The sequence below is a fragment of the Trueperaceae bacterium genome, from assembly GCA_036381595.1.
Taxonomy (GTDB): Bacteria; Deinococcota; Deinococci; order Deinococcales; family Trueperaceae; genus DASVCN01.
Genome location: DASVCN010000040.1, coordinates 121,067 through 141,531 on the forward strand (window position 1 = coordinate 121,067; position 20,465 = coordinate 141,531).

Consider the following 20,465-nt stretch of genomic DNA (forward strand, 5'->3'; position numbering starts at 1 on the left):
TCAATATCAACGACCATACCGGTTCGCCCGGAGGTTGACTCGGCCGCGAGTTCCATTCCTGCTCCTCGCCCCTCCTCGTTGCCGACACGACAGGAGTGGCTATGCAGGAACGGCTCGAGGACCGCCCGGTAGTCCGGCCGCCCCGCGAAGGCGTCCACCGGTCGCTGGTGAGCGCCGTCCGGTCGTTGCTGCTCGCGCTGCTTGCGGTCCCGCTGTTGCTGCTCTTCCTGAGCCTGCTGTTCCTCGGCCCCGGCTCCCTGAGCGTCGAGGGGATCGTCGTGCTGGTGGTGTTCGCGCTGGTGGCCGCCGCCGGTCTCGCCCGCTTGCGCTCCGGGAGACTGGGGCAGGCGGTCGGTCTGGTCATCGTGGGCGTCCTCGCCGGCCTCGCCTGGGAGACTGCGCTTACCGGGGTCGTCGGCTTCTCGGCCTTCCTGTTCGCCTACTCGATACCGATCGCCCTGGCGGCGCTGATCGCGGGACGCCGCGCGCTCATCGCGAGCGCCGCCGCGAGCATCGCCATAGTGGTGATCGTTCACCTGCTGGAGCGGGCCGGCGTGCCCTGGATCGCCAGCGATATCGACATCCCGATGCCAGGCACCACGGTGATCTCCTTCGCGCTCATCACTGCTTTCCTGACCCTGGTGCTGGCGCGGTTCGGCGTAGAGCTCAGGAGCGCCCACGAGGCGAGCCTGACCCGGGAGGCGGAACTGGGCGGCCTCGTGGAGCAGCTCGAGACCGAGATCGAGGAGCGAAGGCAGGCAGAGTTCGAGCGGGAGAGGGCCGAACGTGAGCGGGAGCTGCTCTACGAACTGGAACGAGACGCCCGCAGGCGCGCGGAGTCGTCCAGCGCCAGACTCTCCTTCCTCGCCGAGGCCAGTCACCTCCTCGCCACGACACTCGACGTCGGCGAGACGCTCCGCCGCCTCACCGACCTCGTCGTTCCTCGCTGGGCCGACTGGTGTGCGGTCGACCTGGTGGACGAGGAGGGAACGCTGCGGCTCTTCACCGTCGCGCATCAGGACGAGCAGAGAGGCGCATGGGCTATGGAGATGGGACGCCGCTACAGGCCGCGCGAGGGCCCACTGAGCCCTTCGACGGCGGTCACGACGGGGAAGACCCAGTACCTGCGTCAGGTGACGGACAACGACCTGACGGCTGCCGCTCGCAACGAGGAGCACCTGGCGGTGCTGCCCGAAATCGGGTACAAGTCGTCCGTCATAGTGCCGTTCGTCGTCCGCGGCACGGCGATCGGGTCGCTCACCCTGGTGTCCCATGATGAAGATCGACTCTATACGAAGGACGACGTGGTGTTCTTCGAGGAGTTGGCGGCGAGGGCCGCCATCGCCGTCGACAACTCGCGGTTGTACCAGCAGACGAGGCGGCTGAACCGGGAGCTCGAGGTGCGAGTGGAGCAGCGTACCCGGGAGTTGCGCAACGCCTTGAGCGAGCTCGAGTCGTTCGCCTACAGCGTCTCGCACGACCTTCGCACTCCGCTACGCGGCATAGACGGCTTCAGTCAGACTCTGCTCGAAGACTACAGCGACGACCTCGACGAGGCCGGCGTAGACAGCCTCCGGCGGATCCGCCGCGCCGCCTCGAAGATGGGCCAGCTCATCGACGCCCTCCTCACCCTCTCCAGCCTCTCGCGCGCGGACCTCGAGATCGAGGAAGTGGACCTGAGCCAGATGGCCCGCGACCTGAGCGACGACCTCCACCAGGGCGACCCCCATCGCGATGTCGAAGTGATGATCGAGCCCGACATGAGGGTGCGCGGCGACCGCGAGCTGCTGGAGCTAGCCCTCTCGTCGTTGTTGGCGAACGCCTGGAAGTTCTCGCGGGTGAGGGAGCGGGCCCGCATAGAGATCGGCAGCGAGCGGATCGATGGCGAAACGGTGTTCTTCGTTCGCGACAACGGAGTCGGATTCGATATGGCCTACTACGACAAACTGTTCGCCCCCTTCCAACGCCTGCATGCGCAGCAGTTCGAAGGCACGGGGATAGGTCTGGCGGTGGCGCAGCGCGTACTCATGAGGCACGGCGGACGCTGCTGGGCAGTGTCCGAAGTGGACCGGGGCGCCACTTTCTACTTCTCGGTCGCGATCTGACCCAGCTCCGCTGGGAGCGCGCCGTTCCGGGGAGCCAAGGCTGTCCGTGACCGCCGCTCCGGATCCGCGGTCCGGAGCCCCCTAGGGCCAGCTGTCATCGTCACAGACTCTCATAAGGTTCTAGGACGACCAAAGTAATCTGGATTACGGTAGCCAGTCGGAGGCAGACGACGGAATTCACAGCCTGGGCGGTCGTGTACGACTCGGCACGCGGGCCTGGGAAGGAGTCGAATGGGGGACCCATACCTTTTGCTCATCGAAGAGAACCCCGATGACGTCTACCTGACGCTTCGCGAGTTGAGACGATATGGAGCGCACACGCGAGTACAGGTGATAACCGACAGCGCAACCGCTCTCGAACATCTCCTGGAGGCGGAGGAGCTGCCGTCGGCTCTGCTCCTGGGCCTCAAGTTCGTACGCCTCTCGGGCGTGGAACTGCTCGCCGAGCTCCGTTCGCACGAGCGGACGCGGGACCTCCCGGTGGTGCTCCTCACCGCCGGCCAGGAGGAGCGGGAGCGCGTGGGGCGCGAGGTGAACTACGCCAAGCCGGTGGCCTGCCTCGACAAACCGCTCCGTTTCGGGTTGCTCGCATCCGTGCTGGGCAACCTCGGAGTAGCCGCCACAGCCGCAGTGGCCTGAAGAGGCTCGGCCGCACGACGCCGGTCCGAGCGTGGGCCGGCCCTCAAGCGCCTCGCCTCCTCCCGACTCGCTCAGGACGTTCGCCTACGGTCACGACCTCGGGAGAACCTTAGCCTTGACGCCAGGGAGGCGACATGGCACGGCTCAGAACGGACCGGGCGGGTGTGGCGGTACGAGTTCCCACGGAACGGGGAGAGGGTATGGGGCAGAGGCTTCGCTCGCGCTCCGAGCGGCTCCTGGAACGAACCGGGCGAACCGGTCTCGGGGTGGGGCGCTCCCTCCACGAGCAGGTGCTGGCCGGGGGCGAGGCGACCAGGAACGCCGCCGACCTGCTGCACGGCACCTGGTTGGGCCATCCGCTCCACCCCGTACTCACCGACCTCACCATCGGGGCCTGGACCTTCGGGGCTATCTTCGACGGCATCGGGGCGATCACGGGCGACCGCGCGACCCAGAGAACGGCCGATCAACTTACCGCGATCGGAACCGCTTCGGCTCTGCCGACTGCACTGGCCGGCATCACCGACTACTCGACCCTCCCCAAGGGCTCGGCCAGTACCGGTACCAGCCACGCCCTGCTGAACGCGGCTTCACTCGTGTTCTACGGACTGTCGCTACTCGACCGCCGGCGCGGCCGCCGCGGCCGAGGACTCATGCTCGCTGCGGCCGGCCTGGCGGCCAACACCTACTCCGCCTGGTTGGGCGGTCATCTCGTTTACCGGGAGAGGGTCGGGGTCGACCACAGCGAGCGGTTCAGCGGCCCGCGCGAGTGGACGGACGTACTGGGCGCTCAGGAGCTGCCGGTCGGTCGCGCCAAACGGGTGGAGTACGAGGGGAAGGCGATCATGCTCTACCGGGACGCGGATGAGGTCTACGCTATCGGCGCCGTGTGCAGTCACGCCGGCGGGCCGCTCGAGGAGGGCGCCGTCAGGGGCTGTTATGTGGAGTGTCCCTGGCATCAGTCGGTGTTCGACCTGCGCGACGGCTCGATCCGCCACGGTCCGGCGACGGCTTGCCAACCCGCTTTCGACGCACGGCTGCGCGAGGGCCGCGTCGAGGTGCGCCTGGCCGAAAAGCAACGGCGCGAAAGCTGAGGGCCCTCGGTGAAACCTCGGGACCTCGTCCGGTGTTCCTCGCCCTGGCCGGTATCGTAAGATCCCCTACTTCTGATTCAGCTACGCGCCGAACGTCCTGAACGCCTACACCACTCTTCTGTCCTACAAGTCCTGAACGCTTACATCTCCTTGCGAAGACCGGGTTGCTCGGCTATAATCTTCTTTCTGGCGGCAGCGAGCCTGCCGGTGCACCCTGGTCACAACGGCCCTGGCGATGCAGGCGGGCGAGCTCACGGGAACCCTTCGAAGGCGTGCCCGTGCGAAGCTGAACGAGCTGGCACGGCTCTTGGAGGAGTAGAGAATGTTCGCGATTGTCAAGTCGGGCGGAAAACAGTACCGCGTAAGCGAAGGCGATGTCCTCAGGCTGGAGGGCCTGCAGGGCGAGCCGGGCGATGTCGTAGAGCTGCCGGTCCTGCTCAGCGGCGGCGACGAGGTCAAGGTAGGTACTCCGCTCGTCGACGGGGCCAAGGTGAAGGCCGAGATCATCAGCCACGGCCGGGGGCCCAAACTGCACGTCTACAAGTTCAAGGCGAAGGCGAACTACCGGCGCAAGACCGGTCACCGCCAGCCTTACACCGAAGTCCGCATCACCGGTCTCGAAGGCTAGCGCCGGTAGGGCGAGGAGAGAGCCATGGCACACAAGAAGGGCGTAGGTAGCTCCAAGAACGGACGTGACAGCGAGTCGAAGCGCTTGGGAGTGAAGCGTTTCGACGGCGAGAACGTCGCCGCGGGGAACATCCTCGTTCGCCAGCGCGGCACCCGGTTCCACCCCGGCAGGAACGTCGGACTGGGCAAGGATTTCACGCTCTTCGCGCTCAAGGACGGCGTGGTGCGATTCCGCAACCGCGGCGCCAAGGGGCGTTTCGTGAGCATCGAAACCGAGGTCGGCGAGGCGATAGCAGCCGACTAGCGGGGATCGCGGGGAGCCCCTGCGTGCCCCCGGCGGAACTTCCGAACGTTCGACGCGGCTCCCCGGAGCCGCGTTCGTCTTGACCGGCAGCGGGGTCGTCGTTGGAGAGGTGGACGAAGCCGAGTGGCATTCAGAGACACGCTCGACATAACCGTGCAGGGCGGCAAGGGTGGAGACGGCGGCCTCTCCTTCCTGCGGCTCAAGTACATGCCCAAAGGCGGTCCCGACGGTGGCCACGGGGGCGACGGCGGTAGCGTCTATCTCGAGGCTGTCGACGACGTCTCCTCGCTCGACCGGCTCCAGGGCCACGGCACCTTCAGGGCAGGGACGGGGATGCAGGGGGAGGGGCGTAACAAGGCGGGCCTGAGCGGGGATGACCTGGTCTTGCAGGTGCCGGTCGGAACGACCGTGACCGACCTCGACAGCGGTGAGCTGGTGGCCGATCTCGTCGAGGAAGGACAGCGGGCGCTGGTGGCTCAGGGCGGTGAAGGAGGGCGCGGCAACGCCTCGTTCGCCACCTCGCGCCGGCAAGCGCCCCGGTTCCACGAGTACGGCACTCCCGGCGAGAAGCGGAGGCTGCGACTGGAGCTGCGCACGATAGCAGATGCAGGCCTCGTAGGATACCCGAACGCCGGCAAGTCGAGCCTGCTGGCAGCCCTCTCCAACGCCCGTCCTGCGATCGCGTCCTATCCGTTCACCACCCTCTCTCCCAACCTTGGCGTGGTGGAGCGCGGCACCGAGCGGCTGACGATGGCCGACATCCCGGGGATAATCGAGGACGCCCACAAGGGGAAGGGCCTTGGACTCGAGTTCCTCAGGCACATCTCCCGCACTCGGCTGCTGGTCTTCGTCCTCGACATTGCGGAGGAGCCGCCGGAGCAGTTCGAGTCGCTGCGGCACGAGCTCCGTGAATACGACCCCTCGCTGCTGGACCTGCCCGCCCTGATCGTCCTGAACAAGGTGGACCTGGCGGAACCGGAGGAGGTCGCTCAGAAGGAGCGGGAGCTCACCGGCTTCGGGCTGCCGGTGCTCGCGGTATCGGCCGAGCGCGGCGATGGACTGGGCGCCCTTCGCGACACCCTTTTCGCCCTGCTGCCCGAACGCCCTCGGCTGGAGCCCAAGGAGCGAGGCCCGAAAACTGTGCGAGCAGAGCCGCTCCAAGTCCGTCGCGACATGTCGGGTAGCGGTTGGATCGTGACTGGGCCGGCGCTCGAGGAGATAGTCTCCCGTTTCGACCCGGCGAACAGTCAGGCGGTCGCCTACCTCCAGCACCACTTCAACGCCCTCGGCGTCAACAAGCTGCTCGCGAGAGCGGGTGCGCGCGACGGCGAGGAGGTCCGGATCGGCGGCGCGGTGTTCGAATACTTCGACGAGTCCCGGTCGCCTCACCGTGACGGCGACGACGAAGACGTCGACGCGGGAAACTCCGAGCGGATCGACGAGATGGCGGGCGACGATCGATCGGCCTGAACGACGACCCGACCCAGCAGTTCATCCCTTCACAAATGCCTAACTTCGGGAATGGGAAGCACTCCGGCGTGCTAACTTGTAACCAGTGGCCGGCAACGCCTGTCACCTAATCGGTGATTTCGACGGCTGGTCGCGGCGGCTCGCCGTGGTTCAATGCCAGCGGATGCCGATGCGTCGGCCAGGTGCCACGGGGGTGTTGGTGAGTGTTATCGGCGGCAGGAAAGTCGGCCGCTTTAAAGACGGGCAGTGGGGGCGCGCTCGGGATCGTTTCCCTAGCGTGCGATGGGCCGAGTCTTTCGATCGGGCGCTTGGAGAGTAACTTTGCAGGAAGCAATATGTTCGGCAGGCAATTCACATGAACGCCCGGGTGTCTCACGCTACCGCCATCGGGTAGCGCGGCTGGTGACGCCGAGCCGGTTTCAGCACATCCTCCGAGTGGCTCACCTGGCAGAGGCGATCGCGGTGGGCAATTCGTTCACTGCGTACGAGCGTCAGGCAACCCTCCTCGCTGGAGTACTCCATGACGCTGCCAGGGATCTGCCGGCGGAGGAACTGTTCGCCCTTGCGCCACCACGGGATGAACTGGAACGGGCCCACCCGCTCTCGGTCCACGGCCGGGCGGGCCGGCGGCTGGCCGAGAAGTGGGGAGTGACCGACGAAAGGGTGCTCGGCGCCATCACCGGACACGTGTTCGGGGTGGGTCTCGACGACCGCGTGGGGATGGCGGTCTACGTCGCCGACGTATCCGAACCGGGACGAGGCGTCAACGACGACATCCGAGAGCTCGCCATCTGCAACCTGGAAGCGGCCTACCGCATGGCCGTGGACTCCAAGGTCCGGTACCTCCAGGCGCACGGCAAGGCGGTACACCCCGAGACCCTGAAGGTGTATGAAGCGATTCATAACGCCTGACCTCGTCACCCCCAACAACGCACGCTGGCTGCAACTGCTGGGCCTGATCATCGCGATAGTCGGTCTCGCCGGCTTCTGGCTCACCCGCGACGTCGACAAGGTGGAGCTGACGGCAGCCCAGGAGGCCCTGGTGAACCCCACCGGGGAGGAGTTCCACGTCAGCTTCCTGGTGGCCGGACGCGACTACGACTGGAGCGTTCCGGCGAGCCCCTGCGAGTTCGTCGACGGGGTCTGCGTGGGACGCGAGCGGATAGGCACCTTCCACCTGGGCGAACGCACCGACACCATCCTCTACGTCACCCTCTCCGGAAACGACATCACGCTTATCGCCATACCCCGCGACATCTGGCTGGCCCAATGGCAGGCGAAGATCAACGCCATGTACCACTACCAGGGCGCCGAAGGCCTGGAGAGGTCGGTCGAGGAGGTCATCGGCCTCCCTATCGACTATTACGCGATCATCAACATCGACATCTTCAAGGACATGGTCGATGCTGTCGGCGGAGTCGACCTGAACATCCCCTACGACATGTACTACGTCGACAACGCAGCCGGGCTGGTCATCGACTTCGACGAGGGGCCGGCGCACCTCGACGGCGAGGCCGCAGCCGAGTTCGTCCGCTATCGGAACACGACACGCGCCGACATCGCCCGCATCGACAACGTGAAGCGGCTCGCTTACGCACTGCTCAACCGTGTCAAGGAGCTGAACATCCGCGCTGTGGGAACCGTCCCTGCGCTCGTCGATACCTTCATGAGCGACGTCGAGACCAACGCCAGTCCCGCGCTCGTGCGAAGCATCCTGCCCCGTATCGCCAACCTCGAGATCGCCAAGACCGCCACCCTGCCCACCAGCGAGGCGCAACTGGAGGACGGCAAGTGGGTCCTCGAGTACGACCCGAAGGAGATCGAACGGTTCCTCGCCGACACCTTCGGCGGGCAGGCTCGAACGTTCGCCCAAGCGCCCGAGGCTACTCTGCTGATCACCAACCGCAGCGGTATCGAAGGACTGGGGGAGTGGTACCGCGATAGGCTGGTGGCCCTCGGCATACCGGAAGAGCACATCATCACCCGCACCGCCTCGTTCGACCCCGGTCCCTCCCGGATCCAGGTGACCCGCTCCCATTGGCAGGAGGCGGACTTCTACACCAACCTGCTTCGCATCGGCAAGCAGCAGATGGACCGCTTGCCGGTGGTGGACAGGCTCCAGGCAGACCTGGAGTTCGTACTTGGTCAGGATGCCGCACTGGTACCCGACCGAACAGGCGCGGCCACTTACGCAGGAGCGCCCAGGGAGTAGATTTGAACGAGAGCAAGAAAGTTCCGGACGAGGTCCAGCTCATAGTCGACGCACTCGATGACAGACGCGCGAAAGACATCACCGTCATGGACCTCCGGGAGGTTTCAGAGAGCCTCGACTACTTCATCGTCGCCACTGGCGAGTCGACCCTTCAGCTGAAGGCGCTCGAGGACAACGTGCGCAGCAGGTTGAAGGACGAGGGCATACTGCCCCGCGGGGTCGAGGGGCCCTCCAACCGCTGGATCCTGCTCGACTACGGGCACGTCGTAGCTCACATCATGAGTCCGGACGCTCGCTCCTTCTACGACCTCGAGGGCCTCTGGGCCGACGCCAACCGCCTCGAGGTCGTCCCCCACTGAACCGTTGCGCCACTGGGCCGAGGAGTTGGCCAGGGAGTACCTGAGCGCCCGAGGCTACGAGCTGCTGGCCGAGAACTATCCGGTACGAGGTGGCGAGATCGACCTGATCATGCGCCACGGCGAGGAGATCGTGTTCATAGAGGTGAGGCAGCGCAGGAACTCGGACTTCGGCTCACCAGCCGAGTCGCTCGACCCGCGGAAGCTGGCGCGGTTGAGGCGAGCGGCGCGGATCTACCTGGCGAGGACGTTCGGCCGCGACGATCTGCCTGTGCGCATGGACGCCGTCCTCGTGCTGGGGGATCGTGACGACAACCGGGTCGAACATCTCGTGGGCATCGGCTGAGCGGTCGCGGGCGATGCTGCGCTGGTTGCTCCTGCTGGTGTTGCTGGCGGGCTGCGCGCCGGCGGCGGCAGGGAAGGGCGAGAGCACGGTGGCGCTGAGTGGTCCGAGGAGCACCGAGGAGGTAAGGCGGTCTTATCTTGCGCATTGGCGTCAGTCGGATGGGAACGGCCTCGAGCGCTTCGCCAGCACCGTGCAACTGGTGGTGGACACCCGGGCCGCGATGTCGTTCGTGAGCCGTGACGAGGCAGTGAGGGCCGTTCTCGACGATCTGGTGGATCTGTTCGTTGGCCCGGAGTACGTAGTGGAGAAGACCATCGCCATGTCCTCCGCGCCGCTGCTGGGTGAGGACGCCATAACCGAGGAGGAGGGTGACCTGAGCGGCTTCGCGCCCAGGTTCCAGGCGGGCGAAGGCCGCTTCCGCCACTTCGCCCTCAACGCAGCAGCCTCCTACTCGGTGCCCGAAACGCTCGTCGCGCTCGCCGCTCTCCTGCGCGGAGGAGACCTGGCTAGCGGTTCGAACGGGAGGTCGGGCGACAGCGCTGCCGACGTCGCCACGAACCGTATCGGCAGGGAGTTCACCAGGTTGCTGCGGAAACGCCCCCTGGGCGAACTCACGGGCGGTAAGGTTCACGACTGGATCGTCGAACGTTTCAGCCTCTGAGCGTGCTGGCGGGAGTCACGCGCCGAGAACACGCCTACCTATAATGAGGGCGTGCGCGTGAAGATCTGCGGGATCACCCGGCCGGCCGATGCGGTGGCCGCCGAAGCCGCTGGGGCGGATGCGATCGGCCTGATGTTCGTGGCCGAGTCGCCGCGAGTCATCGGCATGGCCCTTGCTCGAGAGATCTCGGCGGCGGTAGGGCCGCTCCTCACGAGGGTCGGGGTCTTCCGTGACGCGCCCCTGGAACAGGTACTCGAGGTCGCTGCTGAGCTGCGACTCGGTGCCGTGCAGCTACACGGCAGCGAGCCTCCGGAGTACGTCGAACGTGTCCGGCAAGACCTGCCGGTCATCAACGCGGTCTCCTACAGAGGGCAAACCAGGACTCTCCTGGAAGGCGAGCCGGGCGACGCGCTGCTGGTCGACGGGCTCAGCCCAGGAAGCGGAAAACAGTTCGACTGGTCCGCTTCGGGCGAGCTGTGCGGGGTACCGCGGCTGATACTGGCGGGCGGCCTGACACCGGAGAACGTGGCCGATGGCGTGCGCAGGTTCCAGCCCTACGGCGTCGACGTCTCCTCCGGGGTGGAGGAGAGCGCAGGGGTGAAGGACCACTCGTTGATGAGTGCTTTCGTCACTCGAGCCCGCGAAGCCTCTAGAGGGACCACCCGGTGATCCGGACTCGGCTGGGTGGAACGGGTGCGACTTCGCGTAAGAACCGTTCCCGAGAAGAATACTCGCTTTTTCCACAGTTATCCACAAGGGGTCGGCAGCCTGTGGAAAAGCGCGAAAGAAGCGTCCAGCACAAGTCGGAAAACGTGAGCGCCGTCCAGGACGGGAAAAATCGGCCTTTCGCTGCTCAGAGAGCTCTAACAGAAACCTCATGTCCTTGTCAAGAGGTTGACTTATCCACAAGCGTTCGCTACGGCTGTGAACTTCCCCCGAGAGGCGGGCCCGTAGCGCGGGACCGGCCAGCGGGCAGGGATACGACGGCCGGTCCGACCGGTTCGCCACACGAGCGGAGGTAACGATATGAAGACGGCAAGCATAGGCGAAGCGCGGCGGTTCTCACTGGAAGGCGTAGAGAAGGTCGGACTGCTCGATGCCGGAGATCTCCAGGTGTCTCTGCTCTGCTTCGAAGCCGGTCAGCGGGACGAAGAGCTCGTTCATCACGCCGGCTCGGTCTATCAGGTGCTCGAAGGGGAAGCGCTGGTGAACGCCGACGGTGACCGTGAGCGGCTGGGCAAAGGGAAGGTGCTGGCCGTTGGGGCCGGCGTGCCACACGTGCTGGAGAACGCCGGAGGAGGACTTCTCGTCGTCCTCGTGACCCGAGCCCGCTGATGGCTGGCGGCAAGAAGGGCAGCGGCAGCCCACCGACTCTCGACTCCGAGCTCAGCCTCGAGGACCGCCGCCGGCAACCGTTCGCCGGCAACCGCAAGGAGTGGCACGACCTGATCGCCATGATCCGCGACGATCGGGCGGCCATCGAGCAGGGCGGAGGGGAGCGAGCGCAAAAGCGCCAGCACGACAAGGGACGGCTCACGGTCCGCGAGCGGGTCGCGCTGCTGCTCGACGAGGGAGCGAAGTTCGACGAACTGATGACCTTCGCCGGCTGGCAGATGTACGCCGAGGAGGGAGGCGCTCCCTCTGGCGGCGTGGTGACCGGCATCGGTCCGATCCATGGCCGCGACTGGCTGATCATCGCGAACGACGCCACGGTCAAGGCGGGCGCCTTCTTCCCCATCACGGCGAAAAAGGTGATCCGGGCCCAGACGATCGCGCAGGAGAACCGGCTCCCGGTGATATACCTGGTCGACTCCGCCGGCGTCTATCTGCCCATGCAGGACGAGATCTTCCCGGACCAGGACGATTTCGGCCGCGTCTTCTACCTCAACGCCCGGATGAGCGCCGCCGGCATCCCCCAGATGGCCGCGATAATGGGCAACTGCGTAGCCGGAGGCGCCTATCTTCCGGTCATGTGCGACACCTTGCTGATGACGGAAGGCTCGGGCCTCTACCTGGCAGGGCCTGCTCTGGTGAAGGCCGCCATCGGCCAGGAGGTCGGCAGCGAGGAGCTGGGTGGGGCCGCGATGCATGCCGAGGTCTCGGGCACGGTCGACTACCGAGAGCCGGACGATCAGGCGGCGATAGAGCGGTTGCGTCGGTTGGCCAAGAACTACGCCGCTCAGGAGGTCGCCGGCTGGGCCAGGGACAGGCAGGAGGCGGTCGAACCGGCCGAGAAGCCCGACGACCTCCTCGGACTGGTACCCGCCGAAGGGGGCAGCAAGCCGTACGAAGTTCGCGAGGTCATCGCCAGGCTCGTCGACCGTTCAGAGTTCGACGAGTACAAGGCCGACTACGGCAAGACTATGGTTTGCGGCCAGGCACGGCTGGGCGGCTACCCGCTGGGCATCGTGGCCAACCAGCGCAAGGTGGTGAAGTCGCGTGGCCGGCTGGAGGTGGGCGGTGTGATCTACGCCGAGGCCGCCGACAAGGCCGCCCGCTTCATCCTCAACTGCAACCAGAGCGGCATCCCCATCCTCTTCATCCACGACGTGAGCGGTTTCATGGTCGGCCGTGAGAGCGAGGAGCAGGGGATCATCCGGCGAGGAGCCAAGCTGGTGAACGCGGTCAGCAATTCGGTCGTGCCCCGTATCTCCCTCATCATCGGCGGCTCGTACGGCGCGGGACACTACGCGATGAGCGGGCGGGCCTACGCTCCCCGGTTCCAGTTCGCCTGGCCCAGCGCGCGCTATGGCGTGATGGGCGGTCAACAGGCGGCGAAGACGATCCTCGACATCCAGGCGGCTCAACTGAAGCGGCGTGGCGAAGAGGTCGATCAGGAGACGCTCGACTCGCTCTACCGGAGGATCCGGGAGGATTACGACGAGGCGCTGGACGTGCGCTACGGCGCCGCCCGGTTGTGGCTGGACGAGGTGATCCTGCCGTCCGAGACCCGCTACCGTCTCATCAGAGCGTTGGAGGCTTGCGCTCAGAATCCCGAGATGGAGGAGCTCAAGCTGGGGGTATTCCAGGTCTGATGCGCTCCCGTCCCTGGATGGTTCCTTGAGCCTGAGCTTCCTGGCGCCGCAGTTCCTCTGGGCGCTGCTCGCCCTGCCGCTGATCGTGGTGCTGCATTTCCTGCGAACCCGACGGCGGCCACGGGTGGTCTCGGCCCTCTTCCTCTGGCGCCGGGCCCGCCAGGCGGCCGAGAGCCGGCGGCGCTTCTCCCCGACCTGGCTGCTCTTGCTGCAGCTGCTGTTCGCCACGATGGCAGCCCTCGCGCTCGCCCGTCCGGCGATCTCACTACAGGGACCGCCCGACCGGGTGCTGGTGATCGACGCTTCGGCGAGCATGATGGCGCTTGACGACCGTGGCGTGCGCCTCGAACGTGCGGTACGGGAGGCCGAGGAGCTTCTCGCCGGCGGGAGCAGGGTGGCCCTCGTGCGGGCCGGACTGGAGGCGCGCGTCCTCGCCCCGCTCGACAGCGATCGTGCCCAGTTGCGGGAGGCGCTGCGGACGTTGCGAGCAGGCGACCGCAGCGCCGATCTGGCACGGGCGCTCGAGCTGGCGGGATCCCTGCTGCCTGCCGGCGAGGTACACCTCTTCAGCGACGGCCCGGTACCGGCAGGGGAGTTCTTCCTCCATCCAGTCGCAGGCGAGGCGCTCAACTACGGCGTCACCACCTTCGATGTCGGCATCGGTCAGGCCTATGTGGCCGTCACCTCGAGCGACCCGAGGCCGCAACAGCTGCAGCTGGAGCTCCTCCGCGACGGCGAGCTGCTGGCAGCGACCGAGATACTCGTACCAGGCTCGGGGCAGGGTAACGCCACTCTGCCCCTCGGAACCGAAGCGGGTCTGCTCGAGGCCCGACTGCGGGTGCCCGAGTGGGACGCTCTGCCGCTCGACGACGCCGCGTACGCTGGGAAGAGGGCCCTGCGGGTGGTCGTGGAGGAGGATTCGGGCCCGGTACTCCGCGCCCTCGACGCGCTGCCGGGGACCGAAGCGCGCGTCTCGCCGTCGCCGGCCCAGGTCCCGGCGGACGTCAGGGTCACCTTCGGGCCCCTCCCCGATCCGCTCCCTACCGGTAATGTCCTCTCGTTCGCCGCTCCGGCTGAGCAACCCGAGTACCGAACTGTACGGGACTGGGCGCAGGCCGACGAACTCTTCAGATTCGTCGACCTGCGGGAAACCGTCGTGGGCCTCGCGCCCGAGATGCGGCCGCCGGTCGAGGAGGGTTGGGAGACGCTGGCGAGGGCGGCCGACCTCACCCCCGTTATCAGCCGCTTCCGCGACACGGAGCGCACGATCGTCAGGGTCGCCTTCCACCCCTCCCAGACCGACATGGTCCTCCGGCCCGCCTTCCCCGCGTTCGTGGCTAACGTGATGACCTCGTTCCGGGGCCAGGCGAGCCTGCCGCTCGGTTCGTCTCTGCCCGAAGGGTCGACGCTGGACGGCCGCGAGGTCGAAGTGGCTCTCGAGCCAGGGATCTACGAGACTCCCGCCGGACCGGTTGCAGCGAGCCTCCTCTCTGCCGCCGAGACCTCTCTGCCAGCTGCGGCTGCGGCCGCTCCAGACAACAGGAGCGGAACGACATCAGCCGACCTGGTGGAGACGAGCCGCGGACTCTGGTTGGCGCTGGTGATCGTCGCCTCGACGCTGCTGCTCCTGGAGTGGATCGGCTGGTCGAGAGGAGGGGTGGGCTGGGTACGTGGAGGTTGAGCCCACAGCTCCTTCGCGTCGAGTAGGTGGCTTCACTCCGACGCGGCCGGGCGGTTGATAGTCTGACGGCGGAGGGAGCCCCCCTGTGGTCCGCACTGATTTCAGCCTGCCAGTAGTCGTGATCTTCCTGCTCGGTGCGGGACTGCTCACCCTCAGCTCGGCTGCGCCTTCGAACGAGTTCATGCGCCAGCTGATGTTCCTGTGCGTCGGTGTAGTGGGTTGCGGCTTCCTCCTCTGGCTCGGACGTCACCGGGTCCTCCGCTTCGCCTACCCGATCTACTGGCTCACGATCTTCCTGCTTCTGCTCACCCGCCTCGTAGGGACCGAGGTAAACGGAGCCAAGTCGTGGCTCTATATCGGCCCGTTGCCGGGCTTCCAGCCGTCGGAACTGGCGAAACTGGCCCTTATCATGGTCCTGGCCGTGAGTCTTCACGAGCGACCCATCCGCAGCCCGGTGTCGTACGTCAGGCCCGTCCTGATCCTCCTGTTGCCGCTCGCCTTCGTGCTGACGGAGCCCGACCTGGGGAGCGCCCTGGTGTTGGCTGCCATCGGCGGAGGGCTTCTGCTCATGCGCGGCATCCCCTGGAAGCATCTGGTCGTATTCGCGCTCCTTTTCGCGGTAGCCGTGCCCACGGTTCTGCTGCCCAACCTTCAGCCCCACCAGAGGGCGCGCCTGGTGTCGTTCCTCAATCCCGAAGCCGACCCGATGGGAAGCGGCTACCAGGTCATCCAGTCGACGATAGCGGTGGGCTCGGGCGGCTTGTTCGGCAAGGGGTACGAGCAGGGGACCCAGTCGCAGTTGGGCTTCATCCCCTACCGCCATACCGACTTCATCTTCCCGGTGCTCGCCGAGGAGGGAGGCTTCGTGGGCGCGGCGCTCCTGCTGCTCCTCTACGGCCTGCTCTTCTGGCGGCTGGTGGCGATGGCTGCCGAGTGTCCCTTCGAACGCGACCAGTTCCTGATAGTCGGGGTCGTGCTGCTGATCGGGTTCCAGGTCGTGGTGAACATAGGGGTCACCCTCGGCCTGGCGCCGGTTACCGGCATAACGCTGCCCCTCGTCTCCTATGGCGGTACCAGCCTCATCTCGACGCTGCTCGCCCTGACCTTGGCGTTCGTAGCGCACCGAGATCGATACGGCGACTGGTAGGCGACTTCTCCGCCACCCGAGTCGATCCCGACTTGCCGTCCAGAAATCGCCCTGCCTCACGGCTTTCAACGAGTCGCCTGCTAAAGTGACGGAGATGAGGTTCAAGGGAGTTCTGATCACGCTCGTGGCAGTGTTGGGCCTGCTCTTCGCCCTGCTGAACTGGGAACTGCTCTTCCAACCAACGCCCGTCAACCTGCTTCTCGGCACCGTCGAGATGCCGCTCGGCTTCTCGCTGCTTCTGTTCGCCCTGGCCGTGAGCCTGCTCTTCTTCCTGGCCGCCCTGTGGGAGAGGGCTCGGCAGCTTCAGCAGGTCACTCACCAGGAGCGCGTGATCGAGAATCTTCAAGCGAGGCTGGAGAGAAAGCGAACCGAGGACATCGAGGCGCTCGACTCCTCTCTGCGCGACCGGATAGACACGATCAGGCAGCAGATCGAGACCGACACCGGGCGGGTCGAGGCGAACCTCAAGGAGACGCTGGGCGACCTCGAGGGGCGGTTGGGCGAACGGATGGACATGGTCCAGGAGCGGGTCGTCCTCGTTCGCAACGAACTGGCTGCCGACATAGGCGAACTCGAGGACAGGATGCAGAGGGAACGGGTGCAGCCCAACCGGGACGGCGCCTGAGGGCGAACGTACGGGTACACTCTGCCCGACTACCGCCTGCAGCCGTGAGGCCTGATAATTTGGGAACATGAGCGGAAATCTGGACAAGGAGAGCCTGAGGGAACAGATCCTCGAGGCGCTCAAGGTCGTCAAGGACCCTGAGATCCCCGTGAACGTCGTCGACCTCGGCCTCATATACGACGTGCGTATCGACGACGAAGGCGCGGTGGACATCGACATGACCCTCACCAGCATGGGCTGCCCCGTCCAGGACATGATCGAGGCGGACGCCGAGCTCGCGGCGATGAAGGTCGAGGGCGTGCGGCGGGTGAACGTCGAGTTCGTCTGGTCGCCCCCCTGGTCGCCTCAGAAGATGTCCGACGACGGCAAGAAGCAGATGAGGATGTTCGGCTTCAACATCTGACCGGGTCCGCTGTTCGCACGACCCGGTTCGCTTCGCTGCTCGCCAGCCGCGAGGCGTGCCCGCGCTCCATCGGCTAACGGGGCCGCGGATCGAAAACTTACCCCGAACCGCCAAAGTATGACAGGTAAGCTGAGCGCGATGTTCTTCCGCTTCTGGCGCCGCCGCAAACCCCTCGAGAAGCGTTGGCTCGAACTGGCCAAGGGCCTCGGCCTGGGCCGCGCCGACGACGGGGAGATACTGCTGCAAGAACTTCTCGACCTGCCGGCGGGCGCGAAGCTGGGACCGGTGCTCGAGTCAGCCGGGGCCCCCACGGTCCGCGCTTACCTCTTCTATTACATCCGACCGACGAACGAACGTAGCAGGCAACTCCCATGCGTCACGGGATGCCTCCTCGTCTCGCAGGAGAAGTTCTCGCCGGTGTCGTGGCGTGCGGTACGCAAGGTCCACAACGTCATCTCGTCACTCCAGGCGAGCGCGACGGGCGGGCAGATCGTCCTCGCTCCCGACGACGCTGAGTTCAACGAGACGGTGACGGTGGTGGCTCGCGAAGAGCAGGCGGTCGTCGGCTTACTCGGTCCCGCCGTGCGCCGGGTGCTCGAGAGGATCGTGGGCAGGGTCGAAGCGCCCCCTTTGCTCACCGTGGCCGAGGAACGGATCCTGCTGACCGCACCGGGACAGGAAGTCGAACTCGACGCGGCAGAATTCATCCTGAGCGACGTCCTGAGCCTCTACGCGGCGCTCACGGCTCAGTCGCGGTGATAGGGGTGACCTGCCCTTATCGTTTCTGCCCGGTAGAGCTGCTCGAGGAGCACCAGGCGGGCCAGTTCGTGGGGCATGGTCAGAGGGGAGAGACTCCACGTTTCCTGCGCGGCTTCTCTCACCCGACGGTGAAGACCATCGGCGCCACCAACGACGACCGTCATGCTGCTCTCGCCGGCGATCTCCAGATCGCTCAGTCGGCCGGCCAACTCTCGGCTGGTGAAGCCTCTGCCCCGTTCGTCGAGGGCGATCAGCCTGCCTTCGACCGCCTGGAGGAGCGAATCCGCTTCGGCGCGGCGGACCTGCTCGGCAGCGGCGCCGCGACCTTCCTTCACCTCTACCACTTCCGCCCGGCCGAACGCCTGCAGCCTCTTCAGGTAGAAGTCGCAGGCGCTCGCGTAGAAGCCTCTACGCAATTTGCCGACGGCCGCTATCCGGTAGCGCACTCAGTTCTCGTCGCCGACAGGTTCTGCATTCTGTTTGGGTTTCGCCTTGACCGGAACGTCCTCCAGGTCCAACTTGCCCAACAGCTCCCTCTGCCGGCTCGCCCGCAAGCCGCTCTCTTGCAGCGCTTTGGCTAGCTTCTCCTTGTCTATCGCCCCGCGCACCAGCTCGAGCTCACCTCTCGACAACGAACGGCCGTGGAGGATGTGTTCCTCGAACGCTTCGTAAGCCCGGGGCGCTACCGCCCGGGCGCACTGCGCCACCGCATCGCCGTAGGCTCGTATCTCGAACTGGGCGTGCCAGTCCATGCGCAACCGCAGGAAGTGGAAGAGGTTGTGCAGATCCTGCTTCCAGTAGAACTCGGTGTAGAGGCCCACGGGCAGGACTTCGCGTGCCATCTCGCGGGCGACGCCATCGGCCAGGAGCGCCTCGTAGGTCTCGTAGCTCCTGCGCAAGGCGCTGTCGAACGAGTCGCTGGCCCGTCGTGCCGCCGATGGCTCGATCGAGCCTTCACCGACCTGCCGGCTGCGTTTGCCCTGGGCGCGTACCTGATCGGGCGTCGGAAGGTAGAATTCGTCGGCCAGGACGGAATAGCGGCCGCTGATTTCATTGAGCGACGCCGATCTGTGTCGCATCCACTGCCTTGCCACGAAGATCGGCGCCTTGATGTGCAGCGTCAACTCGACCATCTCGAACGGCGACGTATGCCGGTTGCGCAGCAGGTAGTCGATGAGGGCGGCATCCTCGCGAACGGACTTGGTGCCTTCTCCGTAGGAAACTCGTGCGGCCTGGACGATCCTGTCGTCGTTGCCAAGATAGTCGATGAGGCGTACGAAGCCGTGGTCGAGGACCTTGATCGGATTGTCAAGGAGGGCGTCCGCCTCGGGTGCGTTGTTGCGGGCCATGGAGGATTGTACCGTCACGAACCTCGGCACCTGGGGGTTCGGCGGGCTGCCGCGGCGATCGAGGCGGCAGGGGCCGAGGAGAACCCGGGGTTAGATTTCCGTGAGGATTCATAAGGCTGGCCCTAACGCGCCTCGGGTCCTCTCATGAAAAAGCAGTGAGGCCAGCATGTGAATGAGGTATTTTTCACGCAAAATTGCCTTGCGGATGGGCCGAATTGAGCTTCCGCAACGTTGACACCCACACCCCTCTATGTGATACTTTCCCTGGATTTGCGTGAGACCGTGGCCGCACCGGAGGGAGGTGTACCACTTGAACCGGCTTCGAGAACGCGCAACTTCCGGCGAGTAACGACACCAGAGACAAAAGGGCAGCGGAGGAAACTCGGAAACTCCTTGCCGTCGTTTTATGTCGCCTCGCCGCAACGAGCACAACTTCTTCAAGTTCAAGGGGTAAATCAAGCATGAAAAAACTTCTGATCACGCTCCTGGCTGCGTTGTTTGCCAGCGGCGCCTTCGCCCAGACCCCGTTCCCGGATATCCCGGATAACCACTGGGCCGCGGAGGCCGTCGAGCAAATCACGGACCTGGGAATCGTCATCGGCTTCCCCGATGGCACCTTCCGCGGTAATGAAGCGTTCACTCGCTATCAGGCCGCGCTGGTAGTCTCCCGACTGCTGGACGTCATCAACGAGGACCTCGACGCCCGCCTCGCCCTGTCCGAAGAGGACATGGCCTCGCTGCGGAACGCTCTGCAGGAACTCGCCTCCGACGTCGCTGCGCAGGGTGTGCAGCTCTCCTCCGTGGAGAGCACCGTTGCGTCTCTCTCCGATGACGTCGCGGCCAACACCAACCGTCTCGATGAACTCGAGAACCTGCTTCAGGGCATCGGCGAGACCGACCCCGACGTCGTACGCGATCTGCTCAACCAACTCGCCTCGCTGCGCGTAGCGGCCGACACCGCTCAGGCGCAGGCCGAAGCGGCCGAAGACCTCGCTAACGACGCTGTGGACGCGGCCAACGCCGCCGCCACTCGCGCTCGCGAGAACGCCGCCGCCATCGCCGCTCTGAACAGCGTCGTTCAGGGCCTCGGCGACCGCATCACCGCGCTCGAGCAGGGCGCTGGTGCTCCTGCCGGCGCAGTGCCGGATCTGGACTTCGAAGGCACCGAAGCGGACATCGCGAACATCCGCGAGTTCGTCATCCTCCTCCGCCGTGACCAGGTCGCCCTGCGTGACCGCGTCGCCGCCCTGGAAGAGGACGTCGCCCGGGTCGACGCTCTCGAAGAGCGCGTAACCGCTCTCGAGAACAACCCGCTCGGCCTCTCCGGCTCGATCAGCGTGGACTACCGCGTTGAGCGTATCTCCGGCGAAGCCTTCGACGTCGACCGCGCCTACGGCCTCAACGCCGAGCGCGACATGGGCCAGTCTGTCTTCAGCAGCGGACCTGAGGACCTGAACGACGACGACGACACGACCGACGTCGGCGAACCGGCTCAGGATCGCGCCGATATCGACGGCACCGATACGCCCGTCACCGCCTCGCTCGACCTGAGCGTGGACTTCGGGAACGCCTTCGACGCGGCCGGCGCGCCCAACGCTCTGAACCAGTTCAGCGCTGCGGTCAGCATCGACCTGCGTAAGGGCTTCTTCTGC

General features: G+C 65.9%; 22 protein-coding genes. 20 read left to right on the top strand and 2 right to left on the bottom strand.

Features of this window, described 5'->3' with window-relative positions; genetic code table 11:
* Window positions 1-101 precede the first annotated feature (101 nt).
* The 19 genes from VF168_13980 (at window position 102) to VF168_14070 (ending at window position 17,464) form a co-directional block, all read left to right on the top strand.
* The gene (locus tag VF168_13980; GenBank protein HEX7005288.1) at window positions 102-2,105 is read left to right on the top strand and encodes an ATP-binding protein; all 2,004 of its coding nucleotides are present in this window, start codon (window positions 102-104) and stop codon (window positions 2,103-2,105) included.
* 231 nt (window positions 2,106-2,336) lie between these two features.
* Window positions 2,337-2,744 (top strand): hypothetical protein, encoded by a 408-nt coding sequence (locus VF168_13985; GenBank protein HEX7005289.1) that lies wholly within the window; start codon window positions 2,337-2,339, stop codon window positions 2,742-2,744.
* Between the two features lie 134 nt (window positions 2,745-2,878).
* Window positions 2,879-3,838 (top strand): Rieske 2Fe-2S domain-containing protein, encoded by a 960-nt coding sequence (locus VF168_13990; protein HEX7005290.1) that lies wholly within the window; start codon window positions 2,879-2,881, stop codon window positions 3,836-3,838.
* Window positions 3,839-4,160: 322 nt separating this feature from the next.
* Window positions 4,161-4,466 (top strand): 50S ribosomal protein L21, encoded by a 306-nt coding sequence (gene rplU / locus VF168_13995; protein ID HEX7005291.1) that lies wholly within the window; start codon window positions 4,161-4,163, stop codon window positions 4,464-4,466.
* Between the two features lie 24 nt (window positions 4,467-4,490).
* Window positions 4,491-4,769: a 50S ribosomal protein L27 gene (gene rpmA, locus VF168_14000; protein HEX7005292.1), complete on the top strand. Its 279-nt coding sequence runs from the start codon at window positions 4,491-4,493 to the stop codon at window positions 4,767-4,769.
* A 123-nt stretch (window positions 4,770-4,892) separates the two neighbouring features.
* Window positions 4,893-6,239: a GTPase ObgE gene (gene obgE, locus VF168_14005; protein HEX7005293.1), complete on the top strand. Its 1,347-nt coding sequence runs from the start codon at window positions 4,893-4,895 to the stop codon at window positions 6,237-6,239.
* 402 nt (window positions 6,240-6,641) lie between these two features.
* Window positions 6,642-7,151, top strand: coding sequence for a bis(5'-nucleosyl)-tetraphosphatase (symmetrical) YqeK (yqeK, locus tag VF168_14010; protein ID HEX7005294.1), 510 nt, complete (start codon window positions 6,642-6,644; stop codon window positions 7,149-7,151).
* On the top strand, window positions 7,129-8,451 hold the full coding sequence (locus VF168_14015; protein ID HEX7005295.1) for an LCP family protein: 1,323 nt from the start codon (window positions 7,129-7,131) through the stop codon (window positions 8,449-8,451). Before yqeK ends, VF168_14015 begins: the two co-directional genes overlap by 23 nt.
* Before the next feature lie 2 nt (window positions 8,452-8,453).
* Window positions 8,454-8,810, top strand: a complete 357-nt coding sequence (gene rsfS / locus VF168_14020; GenBank protein HEX7005296.1) for a ribosome silencing factor — start codon at window positions 8,454-8,456, stop codon at window positions 8,808-8,810.
* 4 nt (window positions 8,811-8,814) lie between these two features.
* Complete coding sequence (locus VF168_14025; GenBank protein ID HEX7005297.1) at window positions 8,815-9,153, top strand: YraN family protein; 339 nt, start codon at window positions 8,815-8,817, stop codon at window positions 9,151-9,153.
* Window positions 9,113-9,814 (top strand): hypothetical protein, encoded by a 702-nt coding sequence (locus VF168_14030; GenBank protein ID HEX7005298.1) that lies wholly within the window; start codon window positions 9,113-9,115, stop codon window positions 9,812-9,814. The genes VF168_14025 and VF168_14030 overlap by 41 nt, the downstream gene beginning before the upstream one ends.
* Before the next feature lie 51 nt (window positions 9,815-9,865).
* Window positions 9,866-10,483, top strand: a complete 618-nt coding sequence (locus VF168_14035; protein HEX7005299.1) for a phosphoribosylanthranilate isomerase — start codon at window positions 9,866-9,868, stop codon at window positions 10,481-10,483.
* Between the two features lie 357 nt (window positions 10,484-10,840).
* On the top strand, window positions 10,841-11,149 hold the full coding sequence (locus tag VF168_14040; protein ID HEX7005300.1) for a cupin domain-containing protein: 309 nt from the start codon (window positions 10,841-10,843) through the stop codon (window positions 11,147-11,149).
* Window positions 11,149-12,849 (top strand): acyl-CoA carboxylase subunit beta, encoded by a 1,701-nt coding sequence (locus VF168_14045; GenBank protein ID HEX7005301.1) that lies wholly within the window; start codon window positions 11,149-11,151, stop codon window positions 12,847-12,849. The genes VF168_14040 and VF168_14045 overlap by 1 nt, the downstream gene beginning before the upstream one ends.
* 25 nt (window positions 12,850-12,874) lie before the next feature.
* On the top strand, window positions 12,875-14,530 hold the full coding sequence (locus VF168_14050; GenBank protein ID HEX7005302.1) for a BatA and WFA domain-containing protein: 1,656 nt from the start codon (window positions 12,875-12,877) through the stop codon (window positions 14,528-14,530).
* Window positions 14,531-14,615: 85 nt separating this feature from the next.
* Complete coding sequence (gene rodA / locus VF168_14055) at window positions 14,616-15,677, top strand: rod shape-determining protein RodA (protein HEX7005303.1); 1,062 nt, start codon at window positions 14,616-14,618, stop codon at window positions 15,675-15,677.
* Window positions 15,678-15,771: 94 nt separating this feature from the next.
* On the top strand, window positions 15,772-16,302 hold the full coding sequence (locus tag VF168_14060; GenBank protein ID HEX7005304.1) for a LapA family protein: 531 nt from the start codon (window positions 15,772-15,774) through the stop codon (window positions 16,300-16,302).
* Window positions 16,303-16,369: 67 nt separating this feature from the next.
* Window positions 16,370-16,705 (top strand): iron-sulfur cluster assembly protein, encoded by a 336-nt coding sequence (locus VF168_14065; GenBank protein HEX7005305.1) that lies wholly within the window; start codon window positions 16,370-16,372, stop codon window positions 16,703-16,705.
* Window positions 16,706-16,843: 138 nt separating this feature from the next.
* Entirely contained in the window at window positions 16,844-17,464 is a 621-nt protein-coding gene (locus VF168_14070; protein HEX7005306.1) for a hypothetical protein, read from the top strand.
* Here the strand turns inward: VF168_14070 and VF168_14075 are convergent.
* Together VF168_14075 and thyX are read right to left on the bottom strand one after the other, a co-directional pair.
* A complete protein-coding gene (locus tag VF168_14075; GenBank protein HEX7005307.1) occupies window positions 17,452-17,910 on the bottom strand; it encodes a 23S rRNA (pseudouridine(1915)-N(3))-methyltransferase RlmH in 459 nt (152 codons plus the stop codon). The genes VF168_14070 and VF168_14075 overlap by 13 nt on opposite strands.
* Window positions 17,911-18,813: an FAD-dependent thymidylate synthase gene (gene thyX, locus VF168_14080; GenBank protein ID HEX7005308.1), complete on the bottom strand. Its 903-nt coding sequence runs from the start codon at window positions 18,811-18,813 to the stop codon at window positions 17,911-17,913. It lies immediately after the preceding gene.
* A 461-nt stretch (window positions 18,814-19,274) separates the two neighbouring features.
* On the opposite strand from thyX, the gene VF168_14085 reads away from it, so the two are divergent.
* The coding region (locus VF168_14085) for an S-layer homology domain-containing protein (protein HEX7005309.1) at window positions 19,275-20,465 on the top strand (1,191 nt) is incomplete at its 3' end.

Coding starts and splice junctions, on each gene's coding strand:
- rplU (HEX7005291.1), top strand. CDS start 4,161: ATGTTCGCGATTGTCAAGTCGGGCGGAAAACAGTACCGCGTAAGCGAA.
- VF168_14065 (HEX7005305.1), top strand. CDS start 16,370: ATGAGCGGAAATCTGGACAAGGAGAGCCTGAGGGAACAGATCCTCGAG.
- VF168_14040 (HEX7005300.1), top strand. CDS start 10,841: ATGAAGACGGCAAGCATAGGCGAAGCGCGGCGGTTCTCACTGGAAGGC.
- rpmA (HEX7005292.1), top strand. CDS start 4,491: ATGGCACACAAGAAGGGCGTAGGTAGCTCCAAGAACGGACGTGACAGC.
- VF168_13985 (HEX7005289.1), top strand. CDS start 2,337: ATGGGGGACCCATACCTTTTGCTCATCGAAGAGAACCCCGATGACGTC.
- VF168_13980 (HEX7005288.1), top strand. CDS start 102: ATGCAGGAACGGCTCGAGGACCGCCCGGTAGTCCGGCCGCCCCGCGAA.
- VF168_14045 (HEX7005301.1), top strand. CDS start 11,149: ATGGCTGGCGGCAAGAAGGGCAGCGGCAGCCCACCGACTCTCGACTCC.
- VF168_14070 (HEX7005306.1), top strand. CDS start 16,844: ATGTTCTTCCGCTTCTGGCGCCGCCGCAAACCCCTCGAGAAGCGTTGG.
- VF168_14015 (HEX7005295.1), top strand. CDS start 7,129: ATGAAGCGATTCATAACGCCTGACCTCGTCACCCCCAACAACGCACGC.
- VF168_14060 (HEX7005304.1), top strand. CDS start 15,772: ATGAGGTTCAAGGGAGTTCTGATCACGCTCGTGGCAGTGTTGGGCCTG.
- thyX (HEX7005308.1), bottom strand. CDS start 18,813: ATGGCCCGCAACAACGCACCCGAGGCGGACGCCCTCCTTGACAATCCG.
- VF168_13990 (HEX7005290.1), top strand. CDS start 2,879: ATGGCACGGCTCAGAACGGACCGGGCGGGTGTGGCGGTACGAGTTCCC.